The sequence below is a fragment of the Ruegeria sp. AM5 genome, from assembly GCF_056540645.1.
Genome location: NZ_JBQFXC010000003.1, coordinates 1 through 24,203, shown reverse-complemented (window position 1 = coordinate 24,203; position 24,203 = coordinate 1). Strand labels below are relative to the sequence as shown.

At 54.2% G+C, this 24,203-nt stretch carries 23 protein-coding genes and 1 tRNA gene; 13 read left to right on the top strand and 11 right to left on the bottom strand.

The window, feature by feature from the left end; genetic code table 11:
- Positions 1 to 13: 13 nt before the first annotated feature.
- The 4 genes from ACR0AH_RS09750 to ACR0AH_RS09735 form a co-directional block, all read right to left on the bottom strand.
- Complete coding sequence (locus tag ACR0AH_RS09750) at positions 14 to 1,210, bottom strand: tryptophan dimethylallyltransferase family protein (protein ID WP_480591719.1); 1,197 nt, start codon at positions 1,208 to 1,210, stop codon at positions 14 to 16.
- Positions 1,188 to 3,110 (bottom strand): RiPP maturation radical SAM C-methyltransferase, encoded by a 1,923-nt coding sequence (locus tag ACR0AH_RS09745; protein ID WP_480591716.1) that lies wholly within the window; start codon positions 3,108 to 3,110, stop codon positions 1,188 to 1,190. The genes ACR0AH_RS09750 and ACR0AH_RS09745 overlap by 23 nt, the downstream gene beginning before the upstream one ends.
- A 61-nt stretch (positions 3,111 to 3,171) precedes the next feature.
- Positions 3,172 to 4,545 carry an FAD-binding oxidoreductase gene (locus ACR0AH_RS09740; RefSeq protein ID WP_480591714.1) on the bottom strand — a complete coding sequence of 458 codons (1,374 nt, stop codon included), beginning with the start codon at positions 4,543 to 4,545 and terminating at the stop codon, positions 3,172 to 3,174.
- A gap of 287 nt (positions 4,546 to 4,832) precedes the next feature.
- Positions 4,833 to 5,030, bottom strand: a complete 198-nt coding sequence (locus tag ACR0AH_RS09735; RefSeq protein WP_480591711.1) for a hypothetical protein — start codon at positions 5,028 to 5,030, stop codon at positions 4,833 to 4,835.
- A 127-nt stretch (positions 5,031 to 5,157) separates the two neighbouring features.
- Here ACR0AH_RS09735 and ACR0AH_RS09730 point away from each other — a divergent pair, with 127 nt between their 5' ends.
- Positions 5,158 to 5,349 (top strand): hypothetical protein, encoded by a 192-nt coding sequence (locus ACR0AH_RS09730; RefSeq protein WP_480591709.1) that lies wholly within the window; start codon positions 5,158 to 5,160, stop codon positions 5,347 to 5,349.
- A 224-nt stretch (positions 5,350 to 5,573) separates the two neighbouring features.
- Here ACR0AH_RS09730 and ACR0AH_RS09725 read toward each other — a convergent pair whose 3' ends face one another.
- On the bottom strand, positions 5,574 to 6,998 hold the full coding sequence (locus ACR0AH_RS09725; protein ID WP_480591708.1) for a hypothetical protein: 1,425 nt from the start codon (positions 6,996 to 6,998) through the stop codon (positions 5,574 to 5,576).
- Between the two features lie 307 nt (positions 6,999 to 7,305).
- On the opposite strand from ACR0AH_RS09725, the gene ACR0AH_RS09720 reads away from it, so the two are divergent.
- Together ACR0AH_RS09720 and ACR0AH_RS09715 are read left to right on the top strand one after the other, a co-directional pair.
- Positions 7,306 to 7,902 (top strand): hypothetical protein, encoded by a 597-nt coding sequence (locus tag ACR0AH_RS09720; protein ID WP_480591705.1) that lies wholly within the window; start codon positions 7,306 to 7,308, stop codon positions 7,900 to 7,902.
- 239 nt (positions 7,903 to 8,141) lie between these two features.
- Entirely contained in the window at positions 8,142 to 9,218 is a 1,077-nt protein-coding gene (locus tag ACR0AH_RS09715) for a tyrosine-type recombinase/integrase (RefSeq protein ID WP_480591702.1), read from the top strand.
- A 73-nt stretch (positions 9,219 to 9,291) separates the two neighbouring features.
- Here the strand turns inward: ACR0AH_RS09715 and ACR0AH_RS09710 are convergent.
- Positions 9,292 to 9,365: transfer RNA gene (locus tag ACR0AH_RS09710), tRNA-Cys, on the bottom strand.
- A 225-nt stretch (positions 9,366 to 9,590) separates the two neighbouring features.
- Here ACR0AH_RS09710 and ACR0AH_RS09705 point away from each other — a divergent pair.
- From ACR0AH_RS09705 to ACR0AH_RS09695, 3 genes are all read left to right on the top strand, one after another.
- Entirely contained in the window at positions 9,591 to 10,244 is a 654-nt protein-coding gene (locus ACR0AH_RS09705) for a protein-L-isoaspartate O-methyltransferase family protein (RefSeq protein ID WP_170401191.1), read from the top strand.
- A 95-nt stretch (positions 10,245 to 10,339) separates the two neighbouring features.
- Entirely contained in the window at positions 10,340 to 11,758 is a 1,419-nt protein-coding gene (locus ACR0AH_RS09700; RefSeq protein ID WP_170391809.1) for a TolC family outer membrane protein, read from the top strand.
- Positions 11,759 to 11,831: 73 nt separating this feature from the next.
- Entirely contained in the window at positions 11,832 to 12,569 is a 738-nt protein-coding gene (locus ACR0AH_RS09695; RefSeq protein WP_480591699.1) for a hypothetical protein, read from the top strand.
- A gap of 3 nt (positions 12,570 to 12,572) precedes the next feature.
- Here the strand turns inward: ACR0AH_RS09695 and ACR0AH_RS09690 are convergent, their stop codons facing one another.
- Positions 12,573 to 14,030 (bottom strand): cobyric acid synthase, encoded by a 1,458-nt coding sequence (locus ACR0AH_RS09690; RefSeq protein ID WP_480591697.1) that lies wholly within the window; start codon positions 14,028 to 14,030, stop codon positions 12,573 to 12,575.
- 60 nt (positions 14,031 to 14,090) lie between these two features.
- Between ACR0AH_RS09690 and ACR0AH_RS09685 the strand changes: the two genes are divergently transcribed.
- The gene (locus ACR0AH_RS09685; protein ID WP_480591694.1) at positions 14,091 to 14,660 is read left to right on the top strand and encodes a cobalamin biosynthesis protein CobQ; all 570 of its coding nucleotides are present in this window, start codon (positions 14,091 to 14,093) and stop codon (positions 14,658 to 14,660) included.
- A gap of 73 nt (positions 14,661 to 14,733) precedes the next feature.
- Here ACR0AH_RS09685 and ACR0AH_RS09680 read toward each other — a convergent pair whose 3' ends face one another.
- Entirely contained in the window at positions 14,734 to 15,054 is a 321-nt protein-coding gene (locus ACR0AH_RS09680; protein WP_008757056.1) for a DUF6280 family protein, read from the bottom strand.
- 219 nt (positions 15,055 to 15,273) lie between these two features.
- Here ACR0AH_RS09680 and efp point away from each other — a divergent pair, with 219 nt between their 5' ends.
- Entirely contained in the window at positions 15,274 to 15,837 is a 564-nt protein-coding gene (gene efp / locus ACR0AH_RS09675) for an elongation factor P (RefSeq protein WP_170391801.1), read from the top strand.
- A 44-nt stretch (positions 15,838 to 15,881) separates the two neighbouring features.
- Here the strand turns inward: efp and ACR0AH_RS09670 are convergent, their stop codons facing one another.
- Together ACR0AH_RS09670 and ygfZ are read right to left on the bottom strand one after the other, a co-directional pair.
- Complete coding sequence (locus ACR0AH_RS09670) at positions 15,882 to 16,817, bottom strand: ABC transporter transmembrane domain-containing protein (RefSeq protein ID WP_170594898.1); 936 nt, start codon at positions 16,815 to 16,817, stop codon at positions 15,882 to 15,884.
- A gap of 106 nt (positions 16,818 to 16,923) precedes the next feature.
- The gene (gene ygfZ, locus ACR0AH_RS09665) at positions 16,924 to 17,661 is read right to left on the bottom strand and encodes a CAF17-like 4Fe-4S cluster assembly/insertion protein YgfZ (protein WP_170594900.1); all 738 of its coding nucleotides are present in this window, start codon (positions 17,659 to 17,661) and stop codon (positions 16,924 to 16,926) included.
- 73 nt (positions 17,662 to 17,734) lie between these two features.
- On the opposite strand from ygfZ, the gene ACR0AH_RS09660 reads away from it, so the two are divergent.
- Complete coding sequence (locus ACR0AH_RS09660; RefSeq protein WP_170512160.1) at positions 17,735 to 18,409, top strand: TIGR04283 family arsenosugar biosynthesis glycosyltransferase; 675 nt, start codon at positions 17,735 to 17,737, stop codon at positions 18,407 to 18,409.
- An 844-nt stretch (positions 18,410 to 19,253) separates the two neighbouring features.
- Here the strand turns inward: ACR0AH_RS09660 and ACR0AH_RS09655 are convergent.
- Positions 19,254 to 20,117 carry a MurR/RpiR family transcriptional regulator gene (locus ACR0AH_RS09655; protein ID WP_480591689.1) on the bottom strand — a complete coding sequence of 288 codons (864 nt, stop codon included), beginning with the start codon at positions 20,115 to 20,117 and terminating at the stop codon, positions 19,254 to 19,256.
- 127 nt (positions 20,118 to 20,244) lie between these two features.
- On the opposite strand from ACR0AH_RS09655, the gene ACR0AH_RS09650 reads away from it, so the two are divergent.
- The 4 genes from ACR0AH_RS09650 to ACR0AH_RS09635 are packed head-to-tail and all read left to right on the top strand — an operon-like array spanning position 20,245 to position 24,019.
- Positions 20,245 to 21,036 (top strand): N-formylglutamate amidohydrolase, encoded by a 792-nt coding sequence (locus ACR0AH_RS09650; RefSeq protein ID WP_480591686.1) that lies wholly within the window; start codon positions 20,245 to 20,247, stop codon positions 21,034 to 21,036.
- Entirely contained in the window at positions 21,033 to 21,617 is a 585-nt protein-coding gene (locus tag ACR0AH_RS09645) for a TRAP transporter small permease subunit (protein ID WP_480591683.1), read from the top strand. Before ACR0AH_RS09650 ends, ACR0AH_RS09645 begins: the two co-directional genes overlap by 4 nt.
- Positions 21,614 to 22,933, top strand: a complete 1,320-nt coding sequence (locus tag ACR0AH_RS09640) for a TRAP transporter large permease (RefSeq protein ID WP_170391787.1) — start codon at positions 21,614 to 21,616, stop codon at positions 22,931 to 22,933. The genes ACR0AH_RS09645 and ACR0AH_RS09640 overlap by 4 nt, the downstream gene beginning before the upstream one ends.
- Positions 22,934 to 22,984: 51 nt before the next feature.
- On the top strand, positions 22,985 to 24,019 hold the full coding sequence (locus ACR0AH_RS09635; RefSeq protein ID WP_480591681.1) for a TRAP transporter substrate-binding protein: 1,035 nt from the start codon (positions 22,985 to 22,987) through the stop codon (positions 24,017 to 24,019).
- The last annotated feature ends 184 nt before the right edge of the window (positions 24,020 to 24,203 follow it).

Genomic DNA, 24,203 nt, shown 5'->3' with positions numbered 1-24,203 from the left:
CGAGTTTTTCCTATCAGCTCTCTCTGACATCTGGAAAGGTCGGTCTTGGCCACATTCTGGTGGGATCTAGAGAAATTGGTCCGAGCGAATGAAGGAAAAACCTAGGGCAAAAGTAAACGTTCACTCTTGAACTACTTGCTCCTAAGTCCAATGAGATCCACCCATGCAGTCCGTTTGTGTTTCTATCTGCTTGAGCCTCTAAAGCTTCCAAAGCGGAAAGATAGCTAGATACTGGAAGAGAAAAAAGTTCCAATACTTCGGTTATCCTGTGCTGGATCTCACTGTCCTCAAACCCCGCGGTCGGGTAAAGCCTAAGATGACAAGCTAAGTTCGCCGGCTGCAGTTGTTCATGAGAGATTTCAAGCGCAGATATATTGCTGGTAACGATAGGTAGTTTCTCAGACCCAAGAATTGTTCTTGCAAACGTGCCAATTTTTTCGTGATCGGTAGAAGCGAACAGCCTTCGCGAATTTGTAACAACATCTTCAGCGCTAGTTGTCCTGTGGCGAACATAGAGTTTTACTCTGGCCTTGGCGTCTCCACGCAAATCAATGCTAATAAAGAGCAACTGATCGTTGTTAGAGAGTCGATTTCTTATGAGGTGCCACTGCTCCTCAAGCTGGAAATCCTGCATAATACTCTCGGCTGTCGCCGCGGAAAAGGCATAACCATTCGCCCAAAGATGGATGTAAGCTTTAAACCATACCGCTCCGTCATTTCCAAACTCTGCTCCAAACCACATCACGCCAGGCGATGCTTCGTCCAGATCCTTAAGTGATTTCGCCGCGAGATTGAGTTTGGTCAGATCCGCTTCGTACTTCCTTGCGACATGACGCGCCAATTCCATTGATGCTCTGTGATAGGAAGATGGCTTAGGCGGGTCCCCTTGACACTCGACTGTGACCCTCAATTTTGTACTGGTTCTCCGTATGGCAATCGAAAAATCGCATGCGCTTGCATCCGCTCCCAAACCGGACCAGCGGGGGATCTCTGCTAAGGAGCCATCGCCCCAAGTTCTTGTGATGTCGCGAACTACAGGCAACACATTCTGCTCAGGGTTTCGTAGGCCACAAATTTCGGCAAGAGGCAACAACTGCTCCTTAAGAGCTTCGAAGCGTGTAGGAATTTTCTCAGATTGAATAATGATTGCGGGCTCCCCCAAAGATTTGTTCGCGCTTAAGTGGTCATCACACTGTACGAAGACTTTCATGTCCCGCACCAAGTTCAGATACACCGTTCACCGGATCAGAGAGAGCCGCCGTTACTTTTGACGTAACTAATTTCTGGAAGCGTTTTTCTCGAAGTTCTGCGCCAATTTCGGGTTCAACAATTAAAGAAAGATAGCGACTTTCATGAAACGCCACCAACCGCTTTTCTACTAGGTCTTCAATTGCAGAAATATTTTCAAAGTCGATTGATCTCTGTTTTTTGGGGAAACTCAAGGCATTAATTATGCTCGTTGATTTTTCACTTATTTCGAATTCCTTCGGATTTCCAATATCGCGCGTATCCTTGATCACGGCTCCTCCGTTCTTCATGTGACGTATATGAAGGATGGGTGGTATTTTTGATTTCCATTCAGATTTCCATTTATTGATCGCTTCGTCCAATTGAAAGATGAGTTGAGGCGAGTCAAAGAATTCTGTTGAGTAATTTCCGAAAAAATGCATGGCCATATCGTCTGCATATTCGCCAAACAAACGGTAGTACCCTTTCCAAGGCCGAAGACCATCTATGCCGTAGTTCTCAGGCTCATTATGGTAAGGGCTGTATCTTGAAATCCGTATCGGCCCCCAACGTGTAGGCGGTGGAAGATGGGAAATCAGCGGAATTAACCTAAGCAGTTCTTCATAATCTTTTTTTGTTTCTCCGGGTATTCCTGTGAGTATATTCCATACAGTTTTCAAGCCCCTAGAGTGGCTATCGCGAATGACCCGTAGATTGTCCAACCCGGTCACTCCCTTTTTCATAAGTTTTAATATGTGTGTCGAAAAAGACTCGATGCCTGGCTGTATCTCGAAGATGCCAGCTAGCACGAAGTTGTCTAAGTCTTGCTGTGGAATGGGGGTCTTTACTTCATAGCTCAATGCAACATTGACGCCACGTTCTGCAAGTTTTCCGAGCACCATACTTGGAAGCTTCGGGGCCATGATATTGTCACTCGCGTAGAATCTTTCGACTCCGTATTTGTCGACCAGACTTTGAATTTCTGAGATAACTCTTTCAGGTGATTTTGCGCGATAATTTGTTCCAGGAAAGTTGTATCCACAAAATGTACAGTTTAACTTGTCACCCCACCAGCATCCTCTTGAAGACTCGAAAATTAGGAAATGGGGGGCCTTGTCGGCGGTTGGGTCATTCTGTTTCAGCGGCGTTAGCTCTCGAAAATAGTCATCGTAATCTGGTGAAGGAACCGCATCCAAGATTGGCACGCCCCTACCAGTTACTACTCCTCGTTCAGGCTTGCATCCTGACTGCAAATACTTTGCGCAGAACTCTGGAAACTCTTTGTCTACTTCGCCAGAGAATACTAAGTCGATCCAACTTGCCTGGGCAAGAATTGCAGAAGCTATTGGCTCTGCAGCGTTGGCACCCCCCATCACAACAAGGATACTAGGATCAATCTCTTTGAGTTTGCGCGCGATGGCAAGGCTGGCAAGTGTCTGTTGTACCATCGTCGAGAACCCAACGATTTTTGGACTTTGTGAAACTAGGTATTCAGCAGTTCTTTTTACGGTCTCCTTGGCTGCGCCGAAGCAAAGAGGTAGCTCGTCTTCGCTGATGGGTTGAAGTGACACTGATTGCCTCAACTTCGCATCCGCTTCGGAATCATTGAATAGTTCACGCATCAGCTCATACTTGTCCGAACCGTGGGCCGGAAAAGCCTCGTGGAGGAACAGTGCCTCCCCGATTAGGTTCTTTGCTGAAGCAAGCCTGGAGCATACTTCAAAGCCTGCGAGGGCCGCAAATGTTAGATTTGCGTAGTGGACACGGGCAGAGACGCCAAGTTCACGACATGCTGGGGCTAAAAGACTTGGTCCCAAAGTCGGAATTCCCGGATATAAGACCGGAGGGACCACTAGCATTAAATCGTGATCGGATTCAGACATTTCGACCTCTCCTCTCAATTACGAATGTTGCTCAATCTCGCGTTTGTCGGTGCGCAATTTTTTAAATAGATTTTGAAGGGTTGAGTAAGCCTTTTGGGTCGCAGTGCCGCTTGAATCGGTACTGCTTTTCGCCCATTCTTTTTATGCCTCCGCCTTCAATTGTGTAGGTATGTGGGTTAAAAACTCGCGCTCCTAATCGGATGTGGAACTCAATAATTTCGTTCAGCTTTTCTTTAGAGGTGAACTTTATGATCGGCAGGCCAACGCAAGTGAACGTACCCGTAAACCTGACGAACTCGAGGTGCACCATTACTTCTTCAGGATACATATCTCTAAGCTTCTGAACCAAGTCTAGCTGGTCTGGAAAGGGATACATTACTTGCAGGTAGGTAAGACTGGGGTCAGACGCGATCGCCTTTTGCGTAGTGTGCCCCCAAGTGAGTTCCAAAACCTGATTTAGATTTGGTGATTGGGGTTCGAGGACATCCTCAGTTTCAACTTCAACTCTTGCGTCGCGCCATCCCTTTGTCAGAGATAACAGTGCGTCCTTGCTGATGTCAGCAACTGCGACCACGACGATGTGATCCGTCTCCGTCAAATGCGAGCACAACTTCCCAAGATAGTGTTTGGGTATGGGCGCAGATAAGACGGCAAGCTCTTTCAAAACAATCCCGGTTTCCTCGCCTATGGTATTTGCGTACTCACATGCGCTACGGAAGTCCGTAAAAGAAAGCACAACACCAACCCAATTGTAAGCGGGAGCGAGTGGTAGAGTCAGCTCTGTAATGATCCCGTTTGTCCCGTAGGCGTGTGTCGCATAGTGTAATTTTTCTCCAGATAGCTCCAGAAGCCTCGGCTGACGCTCCATTGTGAGCAATTTGAGCGAGAAAATGTTTCCCATGTCTAGCAAGCCGCTCCATCGTACGGATCCGATTCCAGAAGCTCCGCCAGAAACAAAGCCCCCAATGGTTGCCGATTTGTAGGATGCGGGGATTATTCGGAGTTCCTTACCGTTTTTTTCTCTAGCAACCCTATCCACATCCTGAACAATGGTACCCGGCTCGACAGTGATGAGGTCGCTTTTAAATTGAAGAATTCGGTCCAGTTTAGCTAGTTCTAGTACTACCCCTCCTTCTAATGGCACTGCGCCACCATAGTTTCCTGTACCTCTACCCCTCGGCGTTATTGGAACCTCATTTTCGAAACACATTTTGAGAGTTTGTGATAATTCATCGACCGAAGTCGGCGTAACCACCAAATCCGCAAAGCAGTTCTCCAGTTTCTTCGACAATACAGGTGAAAAATAGTGTAGGTCTCTGCTTTTCCGTTCCACCACTCTTGGTGTGTCATCCCAGATGCTCTGTGGCAGATTCCTTTTAATTGCATCTATACGAGCCGCTTTGTTGGTATGCTCCTTTGGTCTGCGCTCAAGCATCGTTTTCAAAAACCGTTTTTTCCCGAGTCGATGCAGGTTAGCACGTCTATCAGGTCTTTCACTTTTTTTGTTGAAGGTTTCAGTGAGATGCAATGTGCCTTACTGCCGCCGCGCGGCTCAGCCGACTCTTGCAATGGGATCAAAAAGCGGAGACGAGTTAGGTAGCTTCCTGGTGTCCTTCAAATTGATCGTTTTGAAGAGGTGGCTTAAGCGCACTGACTGCGTGTCGCCGAGCTTTACAAACGGCGAGTAGGGAATTGCCTGCAACGGGATAACTGTTGAAGAGCTTAACTAAGCAGAGCGAACTCTTCGAGGGAAAATACCTTAGGGCTATCCAGTCCGCATTTTTTGGTGATTTTCTTGCATTCACCTAATGGCTTTCCGTGCGATACGAGATCCAGTTTTTCACTCTTGCAATCGGCCAGGACTTCAAAACGCTGCGATGGTGGACTCCATCCAAAAATTGATGCTCCGTATTTGTCCATTAGGCCCTCTTGGATCGGGTAGTGCTTGGCCAAAACGTTTTGGTATATGATGTAGATTGACAGAGTGGCCCAATCCTTTGCCAAACGCTGATAGGTGTTCGGTTTGGCATGAGGTACGGAGATGGAAATGAGGGAAGTTTTCAGCGGATCAGATGAAGAGCTTTACCGTCGCGCGCTAGCAGGTGCAGCACATCTGGTTGCCAATTTTGGCGACGAGTTTTTGCCCGCATATAAGTGTTTGGAGGAAGAAGTTCGGCGGATTGAACAGGACGCCGACATTAGGGCACGCGCATTGGAACTGGCGCGATCTTCAAGGTAGAAAAGCCCGCTGGGGCTATCTCCGAACCAGAAAATCCAGTAGGACCGTTTTGAAGTTGAGGTGCGCCCATGAAAAGCGACAAGCACGGTTCGTTCACGGTCGTAGGAGAGGCGCTAGGCTAGACTCTCTTGAACATTTAAGACGCTATGAGAAGACTATTCCGCTCCATGGCTTTTGGATTGACTCTTTTCGGTTTTCATTGGCCAATCCAATCGCCAAAGGGATCAAAGTTTTGATGCTGACGGCGGTTTGTAGATTGCCTCAACGACGCAGCTTTGGATCTCGTACCCGGTTTCAGCATTAACTTTTGCAACTCGCTCATAAATGTCGTTCAACCTCTCAACATCCGTTTCGTTGAAGGCGATGACCAAGAAGCGCCCTAGTTTTACCTCTTCGGCTTGAAGATATTTCGGTAGTTGCTTTTCTAGACCAGACCAAAACTTGGTGTTCTTGGCGAGCTTCATTTCTACCAGAGCAGTGAGCTTGGCTCCTTGCGATAGTTTGAAGTCTACCGGGCCAATCCCGATATTAACCTCGGGCGACACGTCGATGTTGTTTGCAAGGCAGTAGTGCCGGACAATCCCCAAGAACAATCGTTGACACGCGCTTTCGCTTTTTGGTCTGCCGTCGTCGTTGTAGATGAGTTCCCACCCGCCTTGGTTTTCGACGTAGTTTTTGAATACCGACAGCAACTTATCTATGAATTGTGGGAAGTCGGATGCATCCTTGAAATGCAGTTCTATCGGGTTTTCCTGAACAAATTCCCTGGACTTGTGGTACCATTTGACAAGTCCTTTTGGGTCTTCATCGAGATCATATGGCGCTCCGCCGATACGCTCTAGAAACGCAACATATTCTTCTACGCTGTCATAGTCGCCTAGTGCTTTTTCTAGTATCACTTCTTTTTTGACGTTGCGCGTAATTTCCTCACCCAACTCTGTCCGAAGTTCTTGGGCATTCTGATCAAAGCAGTATCCCCAAAAATCATCTGGATTCAGCGTCGGCAGCGGTCGCAGATACTGCTTTGGCACGAGCAGGACTTGCTTTTCGCTGTATGGGTTGATCGGGGCATCTACGACAATGCGTTCCCACCGCCGTGTGTCTGGATTGAAGCGACCACGGTAGTGTGGGCACGCTTTGGTGGGAACTCCATACCCATCGCAGACGGATTTTGTGTACTCGGCAAACCTGTGTCTGAGGATATTGCCAACTGCGTCACTTACCGTGTCTTCGGCTATACCTTCTTGAAAAAGTTGCACCGTTTCGAAGTGCTTTGGATTGGCAAGCCCGAAAAGCACTGCTTTGTGAAATGCTTCGGCGATGAGCTTTGCTTTTCCGCCTGCGGCGCCTGCACCTCTTGTGCCTGATGCCGTAACCCCCAAGCAAAACTCTTCAACTTCGGGTGTGCCTAGAATGGAGATCGCCTTTTTCCAAGGTCGATCAGATTTGGTTTCACCGGCTTCGGCAACGAGTTGGAAAGCGGCCTCATAAAAACTCACGATTTCTTCATGCGCACCGACAAAGGGGCCGAACTCGTCTTGAAAAATCAGGAACGGGTCAATGTACAGTTTCGTATCAAGGGTCAACAGAGGATCAAACCAAGGCTCTGTTCCATCTATGTGAATTCCAAATTGCTCTGAAAAAAGCAAGTTTTTCTCCAATATTTTTAAGTTCTTGCGAGACTCTATCCAACCTTTCCATGGGTTGCACCCCCTCAGTTCCGTTTCGCTTAATGATTGTGAAGGGGCACTTAGTTGAGGACACAAGCTGGCGGTCCCGAAACAATGCTGCACTGACATTCGTTTTACGGAATGCCGCAAGTCACTCGTGGTCAGTCTTGTTGCGGAATTCTGAGTTTTTGTTCGATACCAAGTAGTTGACGCAACATAACTCTACCTATGGTAATAAATTCACCATGCCTGTTGTAATTTAATATGCGTGGAGGTAGCGTTTCCCATGTCGTCCGAAGGGCTATATTTTCCTGCCGATAAGGCACTGATTGCGATGGGGAATACGTCTCGTCGCTGGCAAAACCACTTCGACATGAACAAGGTGTTCGTGCCGGAAGGGGTGAAATCCGTTGCATCAAGAGGACCGGGGCGCGGGAGGCTACGGCAGCTTTCGCTCGAGACAGTTGTGCAAGGGGCCATAGCGTTCGCACTGATCGACTGCGGAGTCGACGTTCGCGAAGCGTATTGGGCGGGAGCGCAGTTCGCCTACTATGGCCAGCAACCTAACCCCAATCAAATCCAGCCCAGATCAGCGCACATTCGGGCGCCGGGTAAGTTGTTCGCCGTTGGTGAGACATATCTGATCTTTGCGAATGAGGGGGCAGAGCGCCAGCAAAGCCAGTTGGCAATTGTATCAGACGCTGACTCTATGTTTGATCTGAATAAGATAGATAGTGTTCCCGGCGCAGTGATCGGGGCTGTCGAGGGGCGCGGGGCCGCGCCTCGGATCGTTCTAAACCTTTCCAATGTTTGCGGTCAGATTGGGGCGTCTCTCGGTCTCAGCTTCGCCGCCGTTTTTCTCACGGAGGCCGACAATGGATAACCTCGGCAGCTTCGGTATTGAACTGGTCACATCGGATGACCTTGCACACCGCCTTGGGTACTCGGGCACGAACGCTGCCTTTCGTGACTGGTGCGCTTCGATGCGCATAACGCCTGTTCCGGGGCGGCGAGGCTATTTTGATCCTGCTTTGGTTCGCCGCCGTCTTGATGAAGCTCAAGGGCTTCATTCTTCTGATAGCTGCGAGAACGATAGCTTGGTCGCAGCAAGGAGGGCTCGCCGTGCCGCGCGGTAACTTGCCCCCGGAGGTCCATCGCGTGCGAGCCAAGCTCGCCGATGGCTCTGTCTGTTACTATTTCTCGCTTCGTGGTCGCAAAGGAACTGGTTTTTGGAAAGACCCCCGGCCTTTTCCGAAAAATGCCGAGTTCTTTGCGGCTTACACCGCTGCGATGGCCGCCGCTGCGCCCAAGGTTGATCGGAACATGACTGAGGCTTTAGTTGAAGCGTACCTGCAGTCTGCAGAATTTCAGGCGCTCAAGCCGCGAACGCAAGCTGATTACAAGAAATGGGCGCTTCGGTTCTCAACGGAATTCAAGAAAGACCCGGTGGCTATGTTTGAGGAGGCCGCATCGCGTGCCGAGGTGAATGAATGGCGCGCGCAATGGGCTCACTCACCGAAACAGTATGACTATGCCGGAACCGTGGTAACCAGAATTCTGAATTGGGCGCGGGATGCTGGAAAGCTCGCCGATCACCATTGCAGTTTCAAAAAAGTGTACCGGTCTGACAGATCCGATGTTGTTTGGGCTCCAGAACACGTTGAGGCTGTCAAAAAGCTGGCGCCGGAATGGGTGGTGCGTATTTTGGTAACCGCCTGTGAAACAGGCATGCGCCCCGGCGATCTGATAAGGCTATCGCGCGCCCACGTTGAGCCAACGCCGGGCGGTCGTCGGATTCGCATCAAAACCAACAAGCGTGGCAAATCTGCGTTTGTGCCGGTCAGTCAAGCTATGGCCCAAGTGATTGACGCAACACCTGATGATCGACTGCTTATCCTGACCAACGCCAGTGGCAAGCCATTGACCGAGCATCGGGCGTCCGAGGGGGTGCGCCAGTGGCGCGACAAGGCAGGGCTAACACCTCAGAGCTTGGGCTATGACCTGCGGCTTTACGACGCCCGTGGTACGGCAGCCACAAGGCTTTTGCGGGCGGGTCTATCGCTCTCCCAGATCGCCGGATGCATGGGGTGGTCTCTGCGCACTGCTGCGGCAATGATTGAGCGTTACGCGCAGGTTTCGCCGGGTGAAACTGATGACGTTTTGACGCTTCTAAGTGAGGCCAAGGAGAGCAAAGCGTGAACGGAATTGTAAAATGGATTGTAAAATGCGCTTCGGCAGAAATTGCCAATGCTTCTAACCCATTGAAAAGTAGTGGAGGCGAGTACCGGAATCGAACCGGTGTACACGGATTTGCAATCCGCTGCGTCACCACTCCGCCAACTCGCCTTTTTAAGCAATATCAATAACTTGCCGTGGTGTGAGCGGCGTTCTATCAGCTTTCAGGATGAACGTCCATAGCCTTGAGGGCGATTATTTCTGTCTTGTTTGGAAATTTGACAATACCCCAATGGTACGTTTTTGCCGCGCCCGGAAATGCAATCTGGCCCGTTGCTGCAGGCAGGCGGATGTGGCAAAAGCCAGATAACAGTCTGATAAGGAATGAGCGATCACATGACAGATTTCGCAGCCCGGCGCCTTACGATGGTTGATACTCAGGTCAGGCCCTCGGATGTGACCAAGTTCCCTATCATTGATGCGATGCTGAGCGTTGCGCGCGAAAATTTCGTGCCGGATGCGCAACGTGAGGCAGCCTATGTTGGTGATCTGGTCGAGTTGGGTGATGGACGTTGTCTGCTTGAGCCCAGGACGCTGGCTAAGATGTTGGACGCAGTCAACATTTCCAATGATGAAGTGGTGCTGGATATCGCTCCGGGGCTGGGTTACTCAACCGCAATTGCCGCACGAATGGCAGAGTTGGTTGTGGCCGTGGAATCCGACCCGGCATTGGCGGCTGAAGCTCAGACGCTTCTGATGGAAGCTGACGTAGACAACGCTATTGTTCATGAAGGACCGCTTGAACAAGGCGCGGTTGAGCATGGACCCTACGATGTGATCATGATTCAGGGTGGGGTCGAGCAGCTTTCAGACACTTTGCTGGATCAACTCAAGGATGGGGGCCGGATCATTTGCCTGTTCATGGAGGGTGATCTTGGCACGGTTCGTATGGGTCTCAAGTCCTCAGGCCGTGTCTCGTGGCGATTTGCGTTCAATGCTAGCGCACCGATTTTGCCCGCATTTTGCGCTGAGTGTGCATTTTCGCTATAGTTGGCAATAGAAGTATTTTGATGCCTTGATTACTTGAAAACACCGGCGCAAACTGCGCTGGTGGTTGCGTAATTTCGATTTGAGAGGACTTAGTTATGCGCGGGACGACGACAGGAAAGCTGGTCAAAGGCCTGACTTTGGCTGCTGGTGTTGCATTAAGTGTGATGCCCGGAAGGTCGGTTTGGGCAGATAATCTGACCGATGCATTCATCGGCGCGTATAACACCAGCGGCCTGCTTGAGCAGAACCGTGCCTTGTTACGCGCAGCGGATGAAGATGTCGCCATTGCGCTCTCAGCGCTGCGTCCGATCATCAACTGGACCGTGCGGGTGAGCCGGGATTACACGCGCACCAACACGAGCAGCTTGATCACGACGCGCGAGCCTTCGAGCTTTTTTTCCGGTCTCACGCTGAGCCAGTTGATCTATGACGGTGGCGCTTCCATCCTTGGCAAGCAATCGGCGCAGGAAACTGTGCTATCCACCCGTCAGTCTCTTATTGATATTGAACAACAAATCCTGATCAGAGCCGCGAACGCCTATCTGGGTGTTCTGCTGCAGGAAGAGACGGTTGCGATCCGCCAGAACAACGTGGAAGTGTCGGCGGAAGAACTGCGCGCATCGCAGGATCGCTTTGAAGTAGGTGAGGTTACACGTACAGACGTTGCCCTGTCCGAGGCACAATTGGCCAGCTCTCAGGCTGATTTGGCGGTCGCACGTGGTAACCTGAGCATTGCTCAGGCTGAATACGTAAACGCCGTTGGCAAGACACCTGGGCGGACGGCTGGCCAGCCAAGGCTGCCCAACCTGCCGCGTTCAGAGGCGGATGCGGTGAATTTGGCTCAGCGTAACCACCCTGCGATTCTTTCCGCACAGCATCAGGTGCGTGCGCTGGACCTGATCGTGCAGCAGCAGCGTGCAAATCTGGGTCCGAATGTCAGCCTGAATGCGGATGCGGGCATTACCGAGAGCTACGACAATGACGATTACATCAACGATGCGACGATCTCACTGAACTTCAATCAGCCGATCTATTCCGGTGGCGGTCTGGCGGCAGCGGTGCGTCGTGCGATGGCAACTCGTGATGCGTCGCGTGCCAACCTTCTGAACGTTCAGAAAGACATCACACAAGGTGTTGCCGATCGCTATGCTGCGTTTCAGGCGGCAACTGCAAGCCTGCGGGCGTCAACAGAACGGGTTCGTGCTTCGCAGGTGGCGTTTGACGGTATTCGTGAAGAAGCAACGTTGGGTGCACGGACGACCTTGGACGTCCTGAATGCCCAGCAGGATTTGCTGGACGCGCAATTGGCCGAGGTAGCATCCCGGACCGAGCGGTCGCGGGCTGCATATGAACTGCTGCAAGCCCAGGGGCTGTTGACGGCAGAGCGTTTGGGTCTTGCAGTGCAGATCTATGATCCGACCCTGTATTACAACCTCGTGAAAAAGGCGCCGTCGCAGGTCAGTAAGCAAAGCCGCGATCTGGATCGAGTGCTCAAGGCATTGCGCCGCGACTAAAGGGCATCGCTACCTGTTGTGGCGCTGGCTCAGATTGGCTACAATCGGGCCTAGGTTAGAGCGGTAGAAAATAATGTCAGATCGTGTTGTAAGCGCCAATATTCAGGACGTTCTTTCGTCGGTTAAGCGAATGGTCGACGAGGACGCGCATGACGAATCAGAATTCATCTTTGTTCCGACGGCCCCGGCTGCTAAGCCGGGCCGATTGGTTTTAACGGATGCGCTGCGCGTCAGCAATGAACCGCTGATCGCCAAGAAGGCCGGGCCCTTGAAACTGATGCCCCAGCATAGCGCGGGTGACAGTACCCCAAAGCAGGCCGCAAATGCGCCAAGCAACCCTGCCGAACCGATGCGGCTGCAACCCAGCGATATTGTGCGCGCTGGTGATGTCGACGCCAAGGCAGACGCACCAAAGCGCGACCTAGCGGGAAGCCTCAGCGCCAAGATTGAAGCTTTGGAAGCTGCTATCGCGCGCACCGAGGATCAGTGGGAGCCTGATGGCGAGAGCGATGACGACTACTCTGGCACCAAGACGCAGGCTGTTGAATGGCCGGCAGACAGAGCTTTTGCGCAGTCTCAGGCGGCTGAACCAAAATCCGAAGCCACATTTATTCGCGACCCGGAGGTGGTGGAAGATATGGCACAGAAGCCGACCGATGTGACAATCGGAGAAGAGGAATTGCGCGAACTCGTCGCCCAGATCGTCCGGGAAGAGCTGCAGGGCGCGCTGGGCGAACGGATCACGAAAAACCTGCGCAAGATGGTTCGGCGTGAGATCACGCGGGCGATCGCCGCAGCGGATGTTGACTGAGGTCTAAATGGTGCGTGGCGTCTGCGCCATCGCGAGAAGCAGATCCAGATCCATATGCTGTTCCAGATGGTCGGCAAGGTCGTCCAGCACTTGTTCGACGCCGTCTTCGTAAGCTGTTTTCGATGTCACGCCCAGCTCTGCCAGATAGCTGGCGCGAAACGTGTCCGAGGTGAAAATCCCATGCAGATAGCTGCCGCGTATGCGCCCATTGGCGCTGGCGGCACCTTCCGGGCGACCTTCGATCTGCAGCCAGGCCCGAGCGCAATCCGGGCCATCAGTACGGCCCATGTGGATCTCATATCCGCTGACGGGTTCATGACCGGGCAGGGCGGTTGCTGAGCGCAGGATAACCTGCTTTTCTCCGGCCATTGTCGTGCTGACATCCAGCAATCCCAGCCCTTCGACCTGACCGGGGCGTCCATCGACGCCATCGGGGTCCGAGATGGTTTTGCCCAGCATCTGATAACCCCCGCACAGGCCCAGAATATGACCCCCGCGGCGGACATGGGCATAAAGGTCGATATCCCAACCCTGCGCCCGGAAATAGGCCAGATCGCCGATTGTAGACTTACTGCCCGGCAACAGCACCAGATCGGCATCTCCGGGCAGGGGACGGCCTGCTGGGATGATCTCGACCGTAACGCCCGGTTCGGCGGAAAGCGGGTCGAGATCGTCGAAATTGGCCATCCGCTCAAGCTGAGGCACAGCGATCTTGCATGCCCCTCCGGTATGAGAGCGGATGTCCATCATGTCTTCTGCCGGCAGCTTCCATGCATCATGGAACCAGGGCACCACGCCCATACAGGGCCAGCCGGTCCGGGATGCGATATCGTCGCGCCCTTCATCGAACAGGGAGACATCGCCCTTGAAGCGGTTGATGGCAAAACCCCGGATCATCGCAAGGTCCCCGGCCTCCAAGACGGCTTGCGTCCCCACGATCTGAGCGATCACGCCACCCCGATGAATGTCGCCCACCAGAACCACCGGAACCTGTGCGGCACAAGCAAATCCCATATTGGCGATGTCACCCTTGCGCAGGTTAGTTTCTGCCGGACTACCCGCGCCTTCGATCAACACCAGATCAGCGTCGCTGCAAAGCCTTTCAAAGCTTTCCAGAGCCGCACCCAGCAGCTTAGACTTGTCCTTGCGATAATCGCCCGCCTTCATTGTACCTGCGCGCTGGCCCTGAAGAATGATCTGCGCGCCGGTATCAGTTTCGGGTTTGAGCAGGATTGGGTTCATATCCGTATGCGTCGGTCGTTTGGCCGCCCGCGCCTGCAGGGCTTGCGCGCGCCCGATTTCGCCGCCGTTTTCCGTAACAGCGGCGTTGTTCGACATGTTCTGCGGCTTGAACGGAGCCACGCGCAACCCGCGTCGCGTATAGGCGCGGGCCAACCCGGCCACCAAAACCGATTTGCCGACATTGCTGCCGGTGCCTTGAATCATGATGGACCGCGCCATGGCCTGTCTCCTATGCTCGGGCGCAGATGACCTGATTTAAGGCCAAAGGAAAAGCCCCATATGAATACGCCTGCGCATCTTTTGATCGGTGCTGCTGTTTTTGCGCGCCCGGCCCGGGGCGCGACGCTATGGGCAGCTCTGTTTGGGTCCTTGTTGCCGGATTTGTCGCTATACCTGATGGCCGGCGTTTCGCTGCACATTCTGAACATCCCGGCACAGGTGGTGTTTGATCAGCTTTACTTTTCACCCGCGTGGCAAACCGTATTCGCCATCGATAACTCGTTCATTTTGTGGGGAGTGGCACTTGCACTCGGGCTGTGGCGCCGCTGGCACCTGGTGACTATTGGCGCATCCGCAGGGATACTTCATTTGGTGATGGATTTCTTATTGCACGCAGGCGATGGCCGACCACAGTTCTGGCCGATCAGTTCATGGGTCTTTCACAGTCCGATCAGCTATTGGGACAGCACACATCATGCGGCTTGGATCGCGCCGATCTCAGTGACGATTTGCATTGCCGCCTATGTGGTGCTTTGGCAGCGCGGCCTGTCGGTTTCGGCAAAACTGTTCTTTGCGCTGTTACTGGCGGCCGAGCTTTGGGTGGCGTGGCAATGGATCATGTATTTTTGATCTGACCAATCAGCCCAAAGAAAAACGCGCCCCGATGTCAGGGCGCGTTTTTTCAATCGGATGCGAGCGTCAATCAGGCCGCTTCGGCCTGCTGAGCCGCATTCCGGCGCTCGCTTTCTTCGCGGGACAGCGCGACAGACGTCCGTACGCCGCGACCAACAAATTCCATCAGCCCGCCAACAACCCGCTCATTGGGGTCGATGCCGGCGCACGATAGTACTTCGCGCCCATCGCGCGAACGCGCCCAACGGGCAATTTGTTCCGGTCCGTTGCCATACTTCTTGTCGTCGGCGATGGCATCATCCAGAGCAGCCAGTACAACGGCTGCGAAAAGTTTGCGTGCACGATTGCCTTGTTCGTTGTTAAAGGCAGTGCCGTCAACGAAATCTCTCATCTCGTCTTTCCTGTTTTTCTTGCTCTTGCAATTTTCGGCGTGACGGTCCTTATGACCTATTACATGCGATTCGGATACACCTAAAATGCATAGTTGCGTTGCGTCATTTGCATGGCTCGCTGCAGGTGCAGCACTAGGTTTCGTTGTCTTGTCAGGTGTGGTCACGCCAGATATAGGGACGAGAACTGACGCATCAACCGTTTGTGAAGGATTTAAGTCATGCCCAAGATAAATGGGAACGAAATTCGCCCCGGCAATGTGCTTGAGCATAATGACGGACTGTGGGCGGCGGTCAAAGTGGATCACGTAAAGCCCGGCAAAGGCGGAGCTTTTGCCCAGGTCGAGCTGCGCAACCTGCGCAATGGCTCAAAGCTGAACGAACGCTTCCGTTCGGCCGACAAAGTCGAACGCGTGCGCCTTGAGCAGAAGGATCAGCAGTTCCTGTACGAATCCGATGGCATGCTGGTGTTCATGGACTCCGAGACCTACGAGCAGATCGAACTGCCTTCGGAACTGCTGGGTGAGCGCCGCCCGTTTCTGCAGGACGGCATGACTATCGTTGTGGAGTTTTACGAAAGCGAGGCGCTGAACGCCACGCTGCCCCAAAAAGTGACCTGCAAGATCGTCGAGACCGAGCCGGTTGTGAAGGGTCAGACTGCGGCGAACTCGTTTAAGCCAGCGGTTCTGGACAATGGCGTCAAGGTCATGGTGCCGCCTTTTATCGGGCAGGATGAGATGATCGTAGTGAATACCGAGACCATGGAGTATTCCGAACGCGCGTAAGCGGACGATAGTTCGGTGCAAAAGGGTCGCTCTGCGGCCCTTTTTTAGGTCCGAATGCGATAGCGCTCGGGATGATCTCCAAACAGCTCCAGCATCAGTTCGTACTTGATGCGATTGGCGCTGACCTGTCGGTAGAATGCGATCAAGAAAGCGGTCGGGCCTTGAATGCGTCCGAGACCGCTTATCGCGGCCACGACGGTGCCGACATCGGTTTTACCCTGCAACACCAGCCAGCCGCCCAGCATCAGAATCCCAACAGTCCCTGCGCCATTGATGATACTCAGCAGGAACTTGGCCGAGAGTTTCCAGATGAACATCTTGCGGCGGGTCTCGAATATCTCGTCGAACTGTTTCTCAATCGCTCGCGATGCCGCCTCGATATCCTCGTGCGTCAAGCGGTCGGTCGCGCTGCGCAGGATTCGAACACGCTCGGCCACGAAGATGTTCACTTTTCGCTGAGAGGCCAGAACGATAATGATCTGCGGAACGATCATGGAAAGTGCGATCAAGCCCAGCCCCGGTTGGGTGGAAGAGATGTAGCCGATTACGCTGATCAATGTGCCGATTTGCACCACAGGATCGGAAAACGCACCGCCTGCGAACTTGCCCAGCTCTTCCGCCTCAGCAGATACGGCCGTTGTCATCGTGCCCGAACGAAGGTCTTGACCCTCTTCGCTGAGATCGATTGATCGGGCAAGCAACCGTCCCCGGATCAGTCGGATGATGTCCTCGCCCAGCGTTCCAGAGCGATACCCGAGCACCCATTTCAACGTAAGGCTCAACAGGATGACGCCCATCATCCCAGCGCCCAGCAACAGCAGGCGATCCACTTCGATGCTATCAGATGTCAGGTGATTGACGATGTCGCGCTGGAACTCAAGCGGAGCAGCCGCCAGCGCAGCCACCGCCAATGACAGCAGAATAAGGATGATTTGCCGTCCGGCGCTGACACGCCATATCGCGGTATAGAGGCGAAACATGCACGTATCCCGTTAGGCCAATTGCAGTCAGTGATACCGCGCGGCCCGGCCGCGTCAAATACGCAAACAGTTTCAAAAGAATGGGCGTGCCGGTTCAGCAACAAAATCAACCTGGCAGTTTTAGCGTCGCGCCACCTGCCTGCATCTCGTCCCCCGCGCGATCCAGCCGAAGGTATGCGATCGCCTTTCCGCCAGACTGTGTAAACAACACCCCGGCGGGTTTACCACTGGAGTGAATCTCGGTCCCGACCGGAGCGGTGCCCGCGATCTCGACAACGCGCAGACCTTTGCGCAACTCAGTCTTGTGCTTCATGCGCGCGGTGACCTCTTGTCCGACATAGCAGCCCTTCTTGAAGTCCAAGCCATTCAGCGCCTCGAACCCGGACTCAAGAATATAGCTGTCTGGCGTCAGTTCGATGCTGGTTTCGGGGATACAGTGACGGACGCGGATAGCATCCCAGTCCGTACCGTCATCACCTTCCGGAGCGGTAGAATAAGCGCGCCATCCCAGATCAGGATGCCGCGGGTCGGGTAGGGCGCCTTCGGGCGCGGGGCCGGTGCCGCGTTGTACGTTCAGGTCGGTCTGGTCGATGGTCACATCTGCACGCAGCTTGTACATCGTCAGTCGTTTGGCAAGCCCGTCGGCCAGCACTTCGGCCACATCCAGCAGCACCGACTCACCGTCTCGTTTGAGAAAGAAGTCAGCCAGGTACTTGCCCTGCGGGGTCAGAAGGGCGGCGTAGACCAGCCCGTCGTCCAGCCGCTGCACGTCATTTGTGATCAGCCCCTGCAGAAAGCTATCAGTATCGTTGCCGGTCAGGCGCAGAATGCGGCGATTGGACATGGGTTGATCCTCGTCAATTCGTCTGGCTTCGTGATATAGGAAATCGCGCTGCCATGACCAGAGGGTTTCAGACGTGTCCGCCCCGATCAGCATTGTGATTCCGACCCTTAACGCGGGGCATTCCCTGCCGGGAACGCTGCAGGCTTTGATGGAAGGGCTTCATTCAGGCCTGATCCGAGAGTTAATCGTGACCGATGGCGGCTCAGAGGATCCAACACTTGAGATGGCGGATGAAGCCGGAGCCATGATCGTAACAGGCCCGGCGTCAAGGGGAGGGCAGTTGCAAAGGGGGTGTGCCAAAGCATCTGGCGACTGGCTGCTAATCCTGCATGCCGACACCGAGTTGCAGTCAGGCTGGAGCGCCATCGTGGCAGAGCATCTGCGTTCGCACAGACCAGCAGCCTTCCGATTGCGGTTTCGCGTCAGTGGGATTGGTGCCCGCTGGGTTGCCGGTTGGGCCAACCTGCGTAGCAGAGTGTTTGGTTTGCCCTACGGCGATCAGGGGCTGTTGGTGCGTCGCAGGGAATATGACTCTGTCGGAGGATTCCCAGATCAGCCACTGATGGAGGATGTCGCCTTGATCCGCGCTTTGCCGCGCCCGGTGCTGTTGAAAGCAGACGCGGTTACGAGTGCGGAACGCTATATCCGTCAGGGTTGGTTTCGGCGGGGCGCGCGGAACCTTTGGACTCTGGCGCGGTACTTTCTGGGGGCTGATCCGCATCTGCTGGCGCAGTCGTATCGGCGTTGAAGGCTGTGCGTAGCTCAACGATGGATTTGCCCAGACGGAACGGTGCAGCAAAACTTACCAGACATAGGGCAATGATCTGCAGTACCAAAATATGCGCATTCGCCTGCAGATATTCCCATTCATCCTTGAGCTTGCCGACCTGTTCGATCAGATCGTCATAGCTTTGGGCCAGGATCAGATAATCACCAGCAATCGCAGGCACCTTGCGCCGCATGTTGTCAATTGCGGTTTGTGTATCATCGTCCAGAGATGTGAAGACGAGAAATTGATCGATGCTGAAGGCATCCGCTTTCGCGGCCATCTCGCGGGCCTCATCCATGTCATCACTCGACGTGCGGCCGAATAGAAAATGCAGGCCTTGAAGCGGGGCTACTTCGTTCGTGACCGCGATAAACAACGGTAAATCGGCATTGCTTGCGGTTGAGGCGGACAGAAACTCTACCTTTTCGCACAAAACAGCTGTATCCGGGTCGTAAGCGGGGTCACAGAACCTCAGCCGAAACCGCGCGGCATCACGGTCGAATGCAAGCGTGGCGGCATAAGCAACGTCGATCTGCCGGTCCAGCCGCGAACTGTCCGAGGTGTAAAGCCCGGCCAACACGGCGACCAGCGCACCGATCCCACCCAATACGACCCAGACCAGATCCGCCAGTTTCCACGCCCGATGCCCTGCAGGTTTGCGGAACAGAAATCCTGTGCCAAACAGGCCGATCATAAAGGCCAGTATCAGCAGAGGTAATTGGTTTTCAGCGATGAATGTCATACGCTGGAGTGTACGGTCTGCGCAGCGTCTGACAACAGGGCTCACGCGCAGTTGTACCTTATGAAACGTCGCTACCTGACGTCAGGACCCCGAGCTTTGGCCGAACTTGCGAAATAGCTTCGTCCGGTCAAAGGCCTGCTCTAACTCGTCCATGCGCTGCTTGACACTGTCCCAGAGACGTTCCTGCATTTCGGCAATGGCGCATTCCAATAGCACCATTAGCGAAGTCATGGAATCCCAGGCCGAAGGCACTGCGATCCTTACCGCAAAGGTGTGTTTCGCCAGCCGGTGGATGGGGGATCGCCATTGATCCGTCAGCAGGACAACCTCGGCCCCGCGTTCATGGCAAAGCTGTCCGATCAGCAAAGTGGTGTTCTCATAGCGCCGCACATCCAAGGCCACCAGCACGTCGCCTTCGCGCACTTCGAGCAGATCGTGAGTCCACGACGCTGCATCTGACAGCAGCTTCACATCAGGACGGATCATCTGCAGGTGGAGGTAGAGATATTGCGCCAGGGTCCCGGTTATGCGTCCGCCGGTGATGAAAACACGCCGTTTGGGATCGCAAAGCATACGGCAGAAACTGTCAAACTCATCCGGGTCGACCTCATCAATCGAACGCCGCTGGTTCTCAAGCGCTTGGCGGGAGTAGCGGTTGAGAATGTGTTCTTCAGGCAAGTCATTCTGCCAGACATCCCGTTTGGCGACGGGCCCCGAGATCATCTCTTTCACTTCGCTGCGTATCGCGGACTGAAACTGCGGATAGCCATCAAAGCCGGTTTTCTGAAGCATCCGCGCAACCGTGGCGGTGGAAACCGAGGCGATACTGGCCAGCTCGGTAATGCTGCCAAGCCCTGCCATGGGGTAATCATCCAGCAGCACGTTGACCAACTGCCGCTCGGTCGGTGTCATCATTTCGCGATGCGCAAGGAGCCTTTCTGTCACTCGCACGGAATACTCCTTTCCCTTTTACCCATGTTTATGTGGAAAATTTGACAATGCAATCTGACTTGGGGAATTTTATACAGGAAATTTATTGACAGGTTAAGAACCTCTGTGGAATTTTTTCCAAATGGAATCACGTAGCGCCTCTCTCACCTCTGCTCAGCCTGATTTCGGTCCCGTCGTTCACATCGACGACGCGCCGGAAGAGCCTTCGGTTGTGGTGGTGTGCGAACACGCCTCGCATCGTATCCCGGACGGACTGGGGGACATGGGGCTAAGTGCCGAGGCACTGCGCAGCCATATCGCGTGGGACCCGGGCGCGCTGCCGGTTGCACAGGCACTGGCCCAGCAGTTGAACGGCGTGCTGGTGCATGGCGGGGTGTCGAGGCTGGTTTATGACTGCAACCGCCCTCCCGAAGCCCCCGATGCTATGCCGGAATGCAGTGAAGACACACCGATCCCGGCGAACCTTGAACTGAGCGCCAATGCGCGTCAGCAGCGGATTGAAGGCGTATATGTGCCGTTTTGCCAAGGGCTAGAGGATGTTCTGATCCGTCATCACCGCACGCTAAAACTCATGGTGACGGTTCATAGTTTCACGCCGATATACCGCGGAACACCGCGCGATGTTGAGCTTGGTTTGCTGCATGGCCAGGACGCCCGCTTTGCCAAGGCGATGTTGGCCAGCGCCGAGCACGAGCTGCCCCTGGTTACTCGATTGAACGAACCCTATTCGGCGGCAGACGGGGTGGCGCACACTTTGGATATTCACGCAGCGCCCAACGGATTGTTGAACGTCATGATCGAGATCCGGAATGATCTGATTCAGACAGCCGAGCAGCAGCGGGTCATGGCCGATTGTCTGGCCCCGTGGATCAATCGTACCATTGCTCCGTTCTGTAGCGGGGTGGGCGAATGATCAAGGCAATGTCAGCATATGTGCGTGTAGTCGATGCGGTGAACTACCGGATCGGGCGGGTCATGATGTGGGGCCTGTTCGTGATGATGGGCATCCTGCTGTGGTCCTCGATCTCGAAGACCTTCTTTCTGCCTTCGCTCTGGACGCTAGAAATGGCGCAGTTTGCGATGGTGACTTATTACATCATGGGGGGGGCGTATTCGATCCAACTGGGTTCGAACGTTCGGATGGATCTGTTTTACCATAATTGGAGCCATCGCCGGAAAGCCTGGTTCGATGCCTTCACGGTGCTGCTGCTGATCCTTTATCTGGGTGTACTGTTCTACGGTGGGCTTGGATCCACGGCGTACAGCCTGGGCTATTGGGGTGATGAGCCTGTCACCTATTTCACAGGCCTTCTGACCGGCAGTGAAGAGATCGGGCGGCTGGAGCGTTCCTCCACCGCATGGCGGCCTTACATCTGGCCGGTCAAGGCGATCATGGTCTTCGGCTTCTTCCTGATGCTGCTGCAGGCGATATCAGAATTCTTCAAAGACATTGCGCGGATCAACGGGCAAGAGATCGGGGCAGCGCGGGCATGAGCCAGGAATTTATTGCAATCTTCATGTTCGCTTCGATGATGCTGATGCTGTTCACCGGGCAGCGCGTCTTTGGTGCAATTGGTGCCGTCGCAGCCATTGCGGCACTGGCGCTCTGGGGGACAGGCGGACAGGACATTCCGTTTTCGGCGGCGATGAAGCTGATGAAATGGTACCCGCTGCTGACCCTGCCGATGTTCATCTTCATGGGCTATGTCCTGAGCGAAAGTCGTCTGGCCGATGACCTCTATCGCATGTTCCACGTCTGGATGGGGCCGGTGAACGGTGGGCTTGCCATCGGCACCATCGGCCTGATGGTGCTGGTCTCGGCAATGAACGGGCTCAGCGTGGCAGGTATGGCCATCGGGGCGACGATTGCACTGCCTGAACTGCTGCGGCGCGGATACGACAAGACCATGGTGACGGGAGTCATTCAGGCCGGGTCGAGCTTGGGCATCCTTGTGCCGCCCTCGGTAGTTCTGGTGCTTTATGCCATGATCGCGCGGCAACCCGTCGGTCAACTTTGGCTGGCAGGCATTGTGCCGGGGCTGCTGATGGCGTCTTTGTTCATCCTCTACATCTGGATTCGTTGCCGGCTTCAACCGCATCTGGGACCAGCGATGGAAGACGCGCACGAGGTCCCGAGGTCCGAGAAACTCCGTCTGCTCTGGGCCGGGGCACTGCCATTGATGATTTTCGCTGCGATGATGCTGCCGTTCGTGAACGGTTGGACCTCATTGGTAGAAAGTTCGGCCATCGGAGCGTTGGCGGCGCTTGTGGCGTCAGTCCTCAAACGTCGGATGACGTGGAAGATTTTCGAGGACTGTACCAAGCAAACCTTGGCCATCTCGTGCATGTTCATGTGGATCATCCTTGCGGCGCTGGGCTTCGGCGCGGTGTTTGACGGGCTGGGCGCGGTCAAGGCCATCGAGAACCTGTTCACCGAGCAGTTGGGGCTGTCACCGTGGCTGATCCTGATCCTGATGCAGCTCAGCTTTATCATCATGGGCACGTTCCTGGACGATACCGCAATGCTCGTCATCGTGGCGCCACTCTATGTGCCGCTCGTGGGGGCGCTTGGCTTCGATCTGATCTGGTACGGTGTACTTTACACCATCACCACCCAGATCGCGTATATGACGCCGCCTTTCGGCTACAACCTGTTCCTGATGCGCGCAATGGCTCCGCCAGAAATCAGCCTGCGCGACATCTACCGCTCAATCGTGCCCTTTGTCGGGGTGATGATCCTGGCGCTCGCAATAATCATGATATTCCCCGAGATCGCCTTGTGGCTGCCCGGGTATGTTTACGGAAATTAACCAGAAGGCCCGACACACGGGCACCCAAACTTAAACGGAGAGGAAATTGACATGACGACAAGACGTAAGTTTCTGAAAACTGCGGGGGTAGGGGTTGCGGCGGCACCTTTGGCAACGCCTGCACTGGCGCAAAGCACGATCACATGGCGGATGCAGACATATGCCGGTCCTGCACTGGCCGAGCATGTGATCGACCCGGCTATTAAGATGTTCAACCAGATCGCCGGTGACCGTATGCAGATCGAGCTATTCTACGCCGATCAACTGGTCCCGACCGGAGAGCTGTTCCGCGCTATGCAGAAGGGAACCATCGACGCGGTTCAATCGGATGATGACTCGATGGCCTCGCCCACCGAAGTCACTGTTTTCGGCGGCTACTTCCCGTTCGCTTCGCGCTATTCGCTGGACGTGCCGGTGCTGTTCAACCAGTGGGGCCTGAACGAGATCTGGGATGAGGAATATTCCAAGGTCGGCGTCAAACACATCAGCGCCGGCGCATGGGATCCGTGCCATTTTGCCACCAAGGACCCGATCAACTCACTGGAGGACATGAAGGGCAAGCGCATCTTTACCTTCCCGACAGCGGGCCGGTTCCTGTCACAGTTCGGCGTGGTTCCTGTGACCCTGCCTTGGGAGGATATCGAGGTCGCCGTCCAAACCGGCGAGTTGGACGGTATTGCCTGGTCGGGCATCACCGAAGACTACACCGTGGGTTGGGCGGATGTGACTAACTACTTCCTAACCAACAATATTTCGGGGGCCTGGGCCGGCCACTTCTTTGCCAATATGGATCGCTGGAGCGAGCTGCCGGAAGATCTGCAGACGCTGTTCAAAGTATGCTGCGATCAGTCGCATTATTATCGCCAATGGTGGTATTGGGGCGGCGAGGCCAACCTGCGGGTTAACGGCACCAAGATGCAATTGACGACGATCCCGGACGAAGAATGGGCGACGGTGGAAGAAGCTGCGGTGAAATTCTGGGATGAAATTGCTGCGGAATCCGAGACCAAGGCAAAGGTCGTGGATATCTTCAAGCGCTACAACGCTGAAATGCTCAAGGCCGGGCGGCCCTATCGTTACGGATAAAACACTGGACCGGCCCGTTCTTTCGCGGGCCGGTCGTTACAGGGACAAAGAATTTTCGTCGAAAATTCTCGCATATCACAGAGGTATTGCATGCTGACATTTGAGCATTTGAAGGCTGAGGTTTCGTCTGGCGAGATTGATACGGTATTGGTTTGTCTGGTTGACATGCAGGGCCGTTTGATGG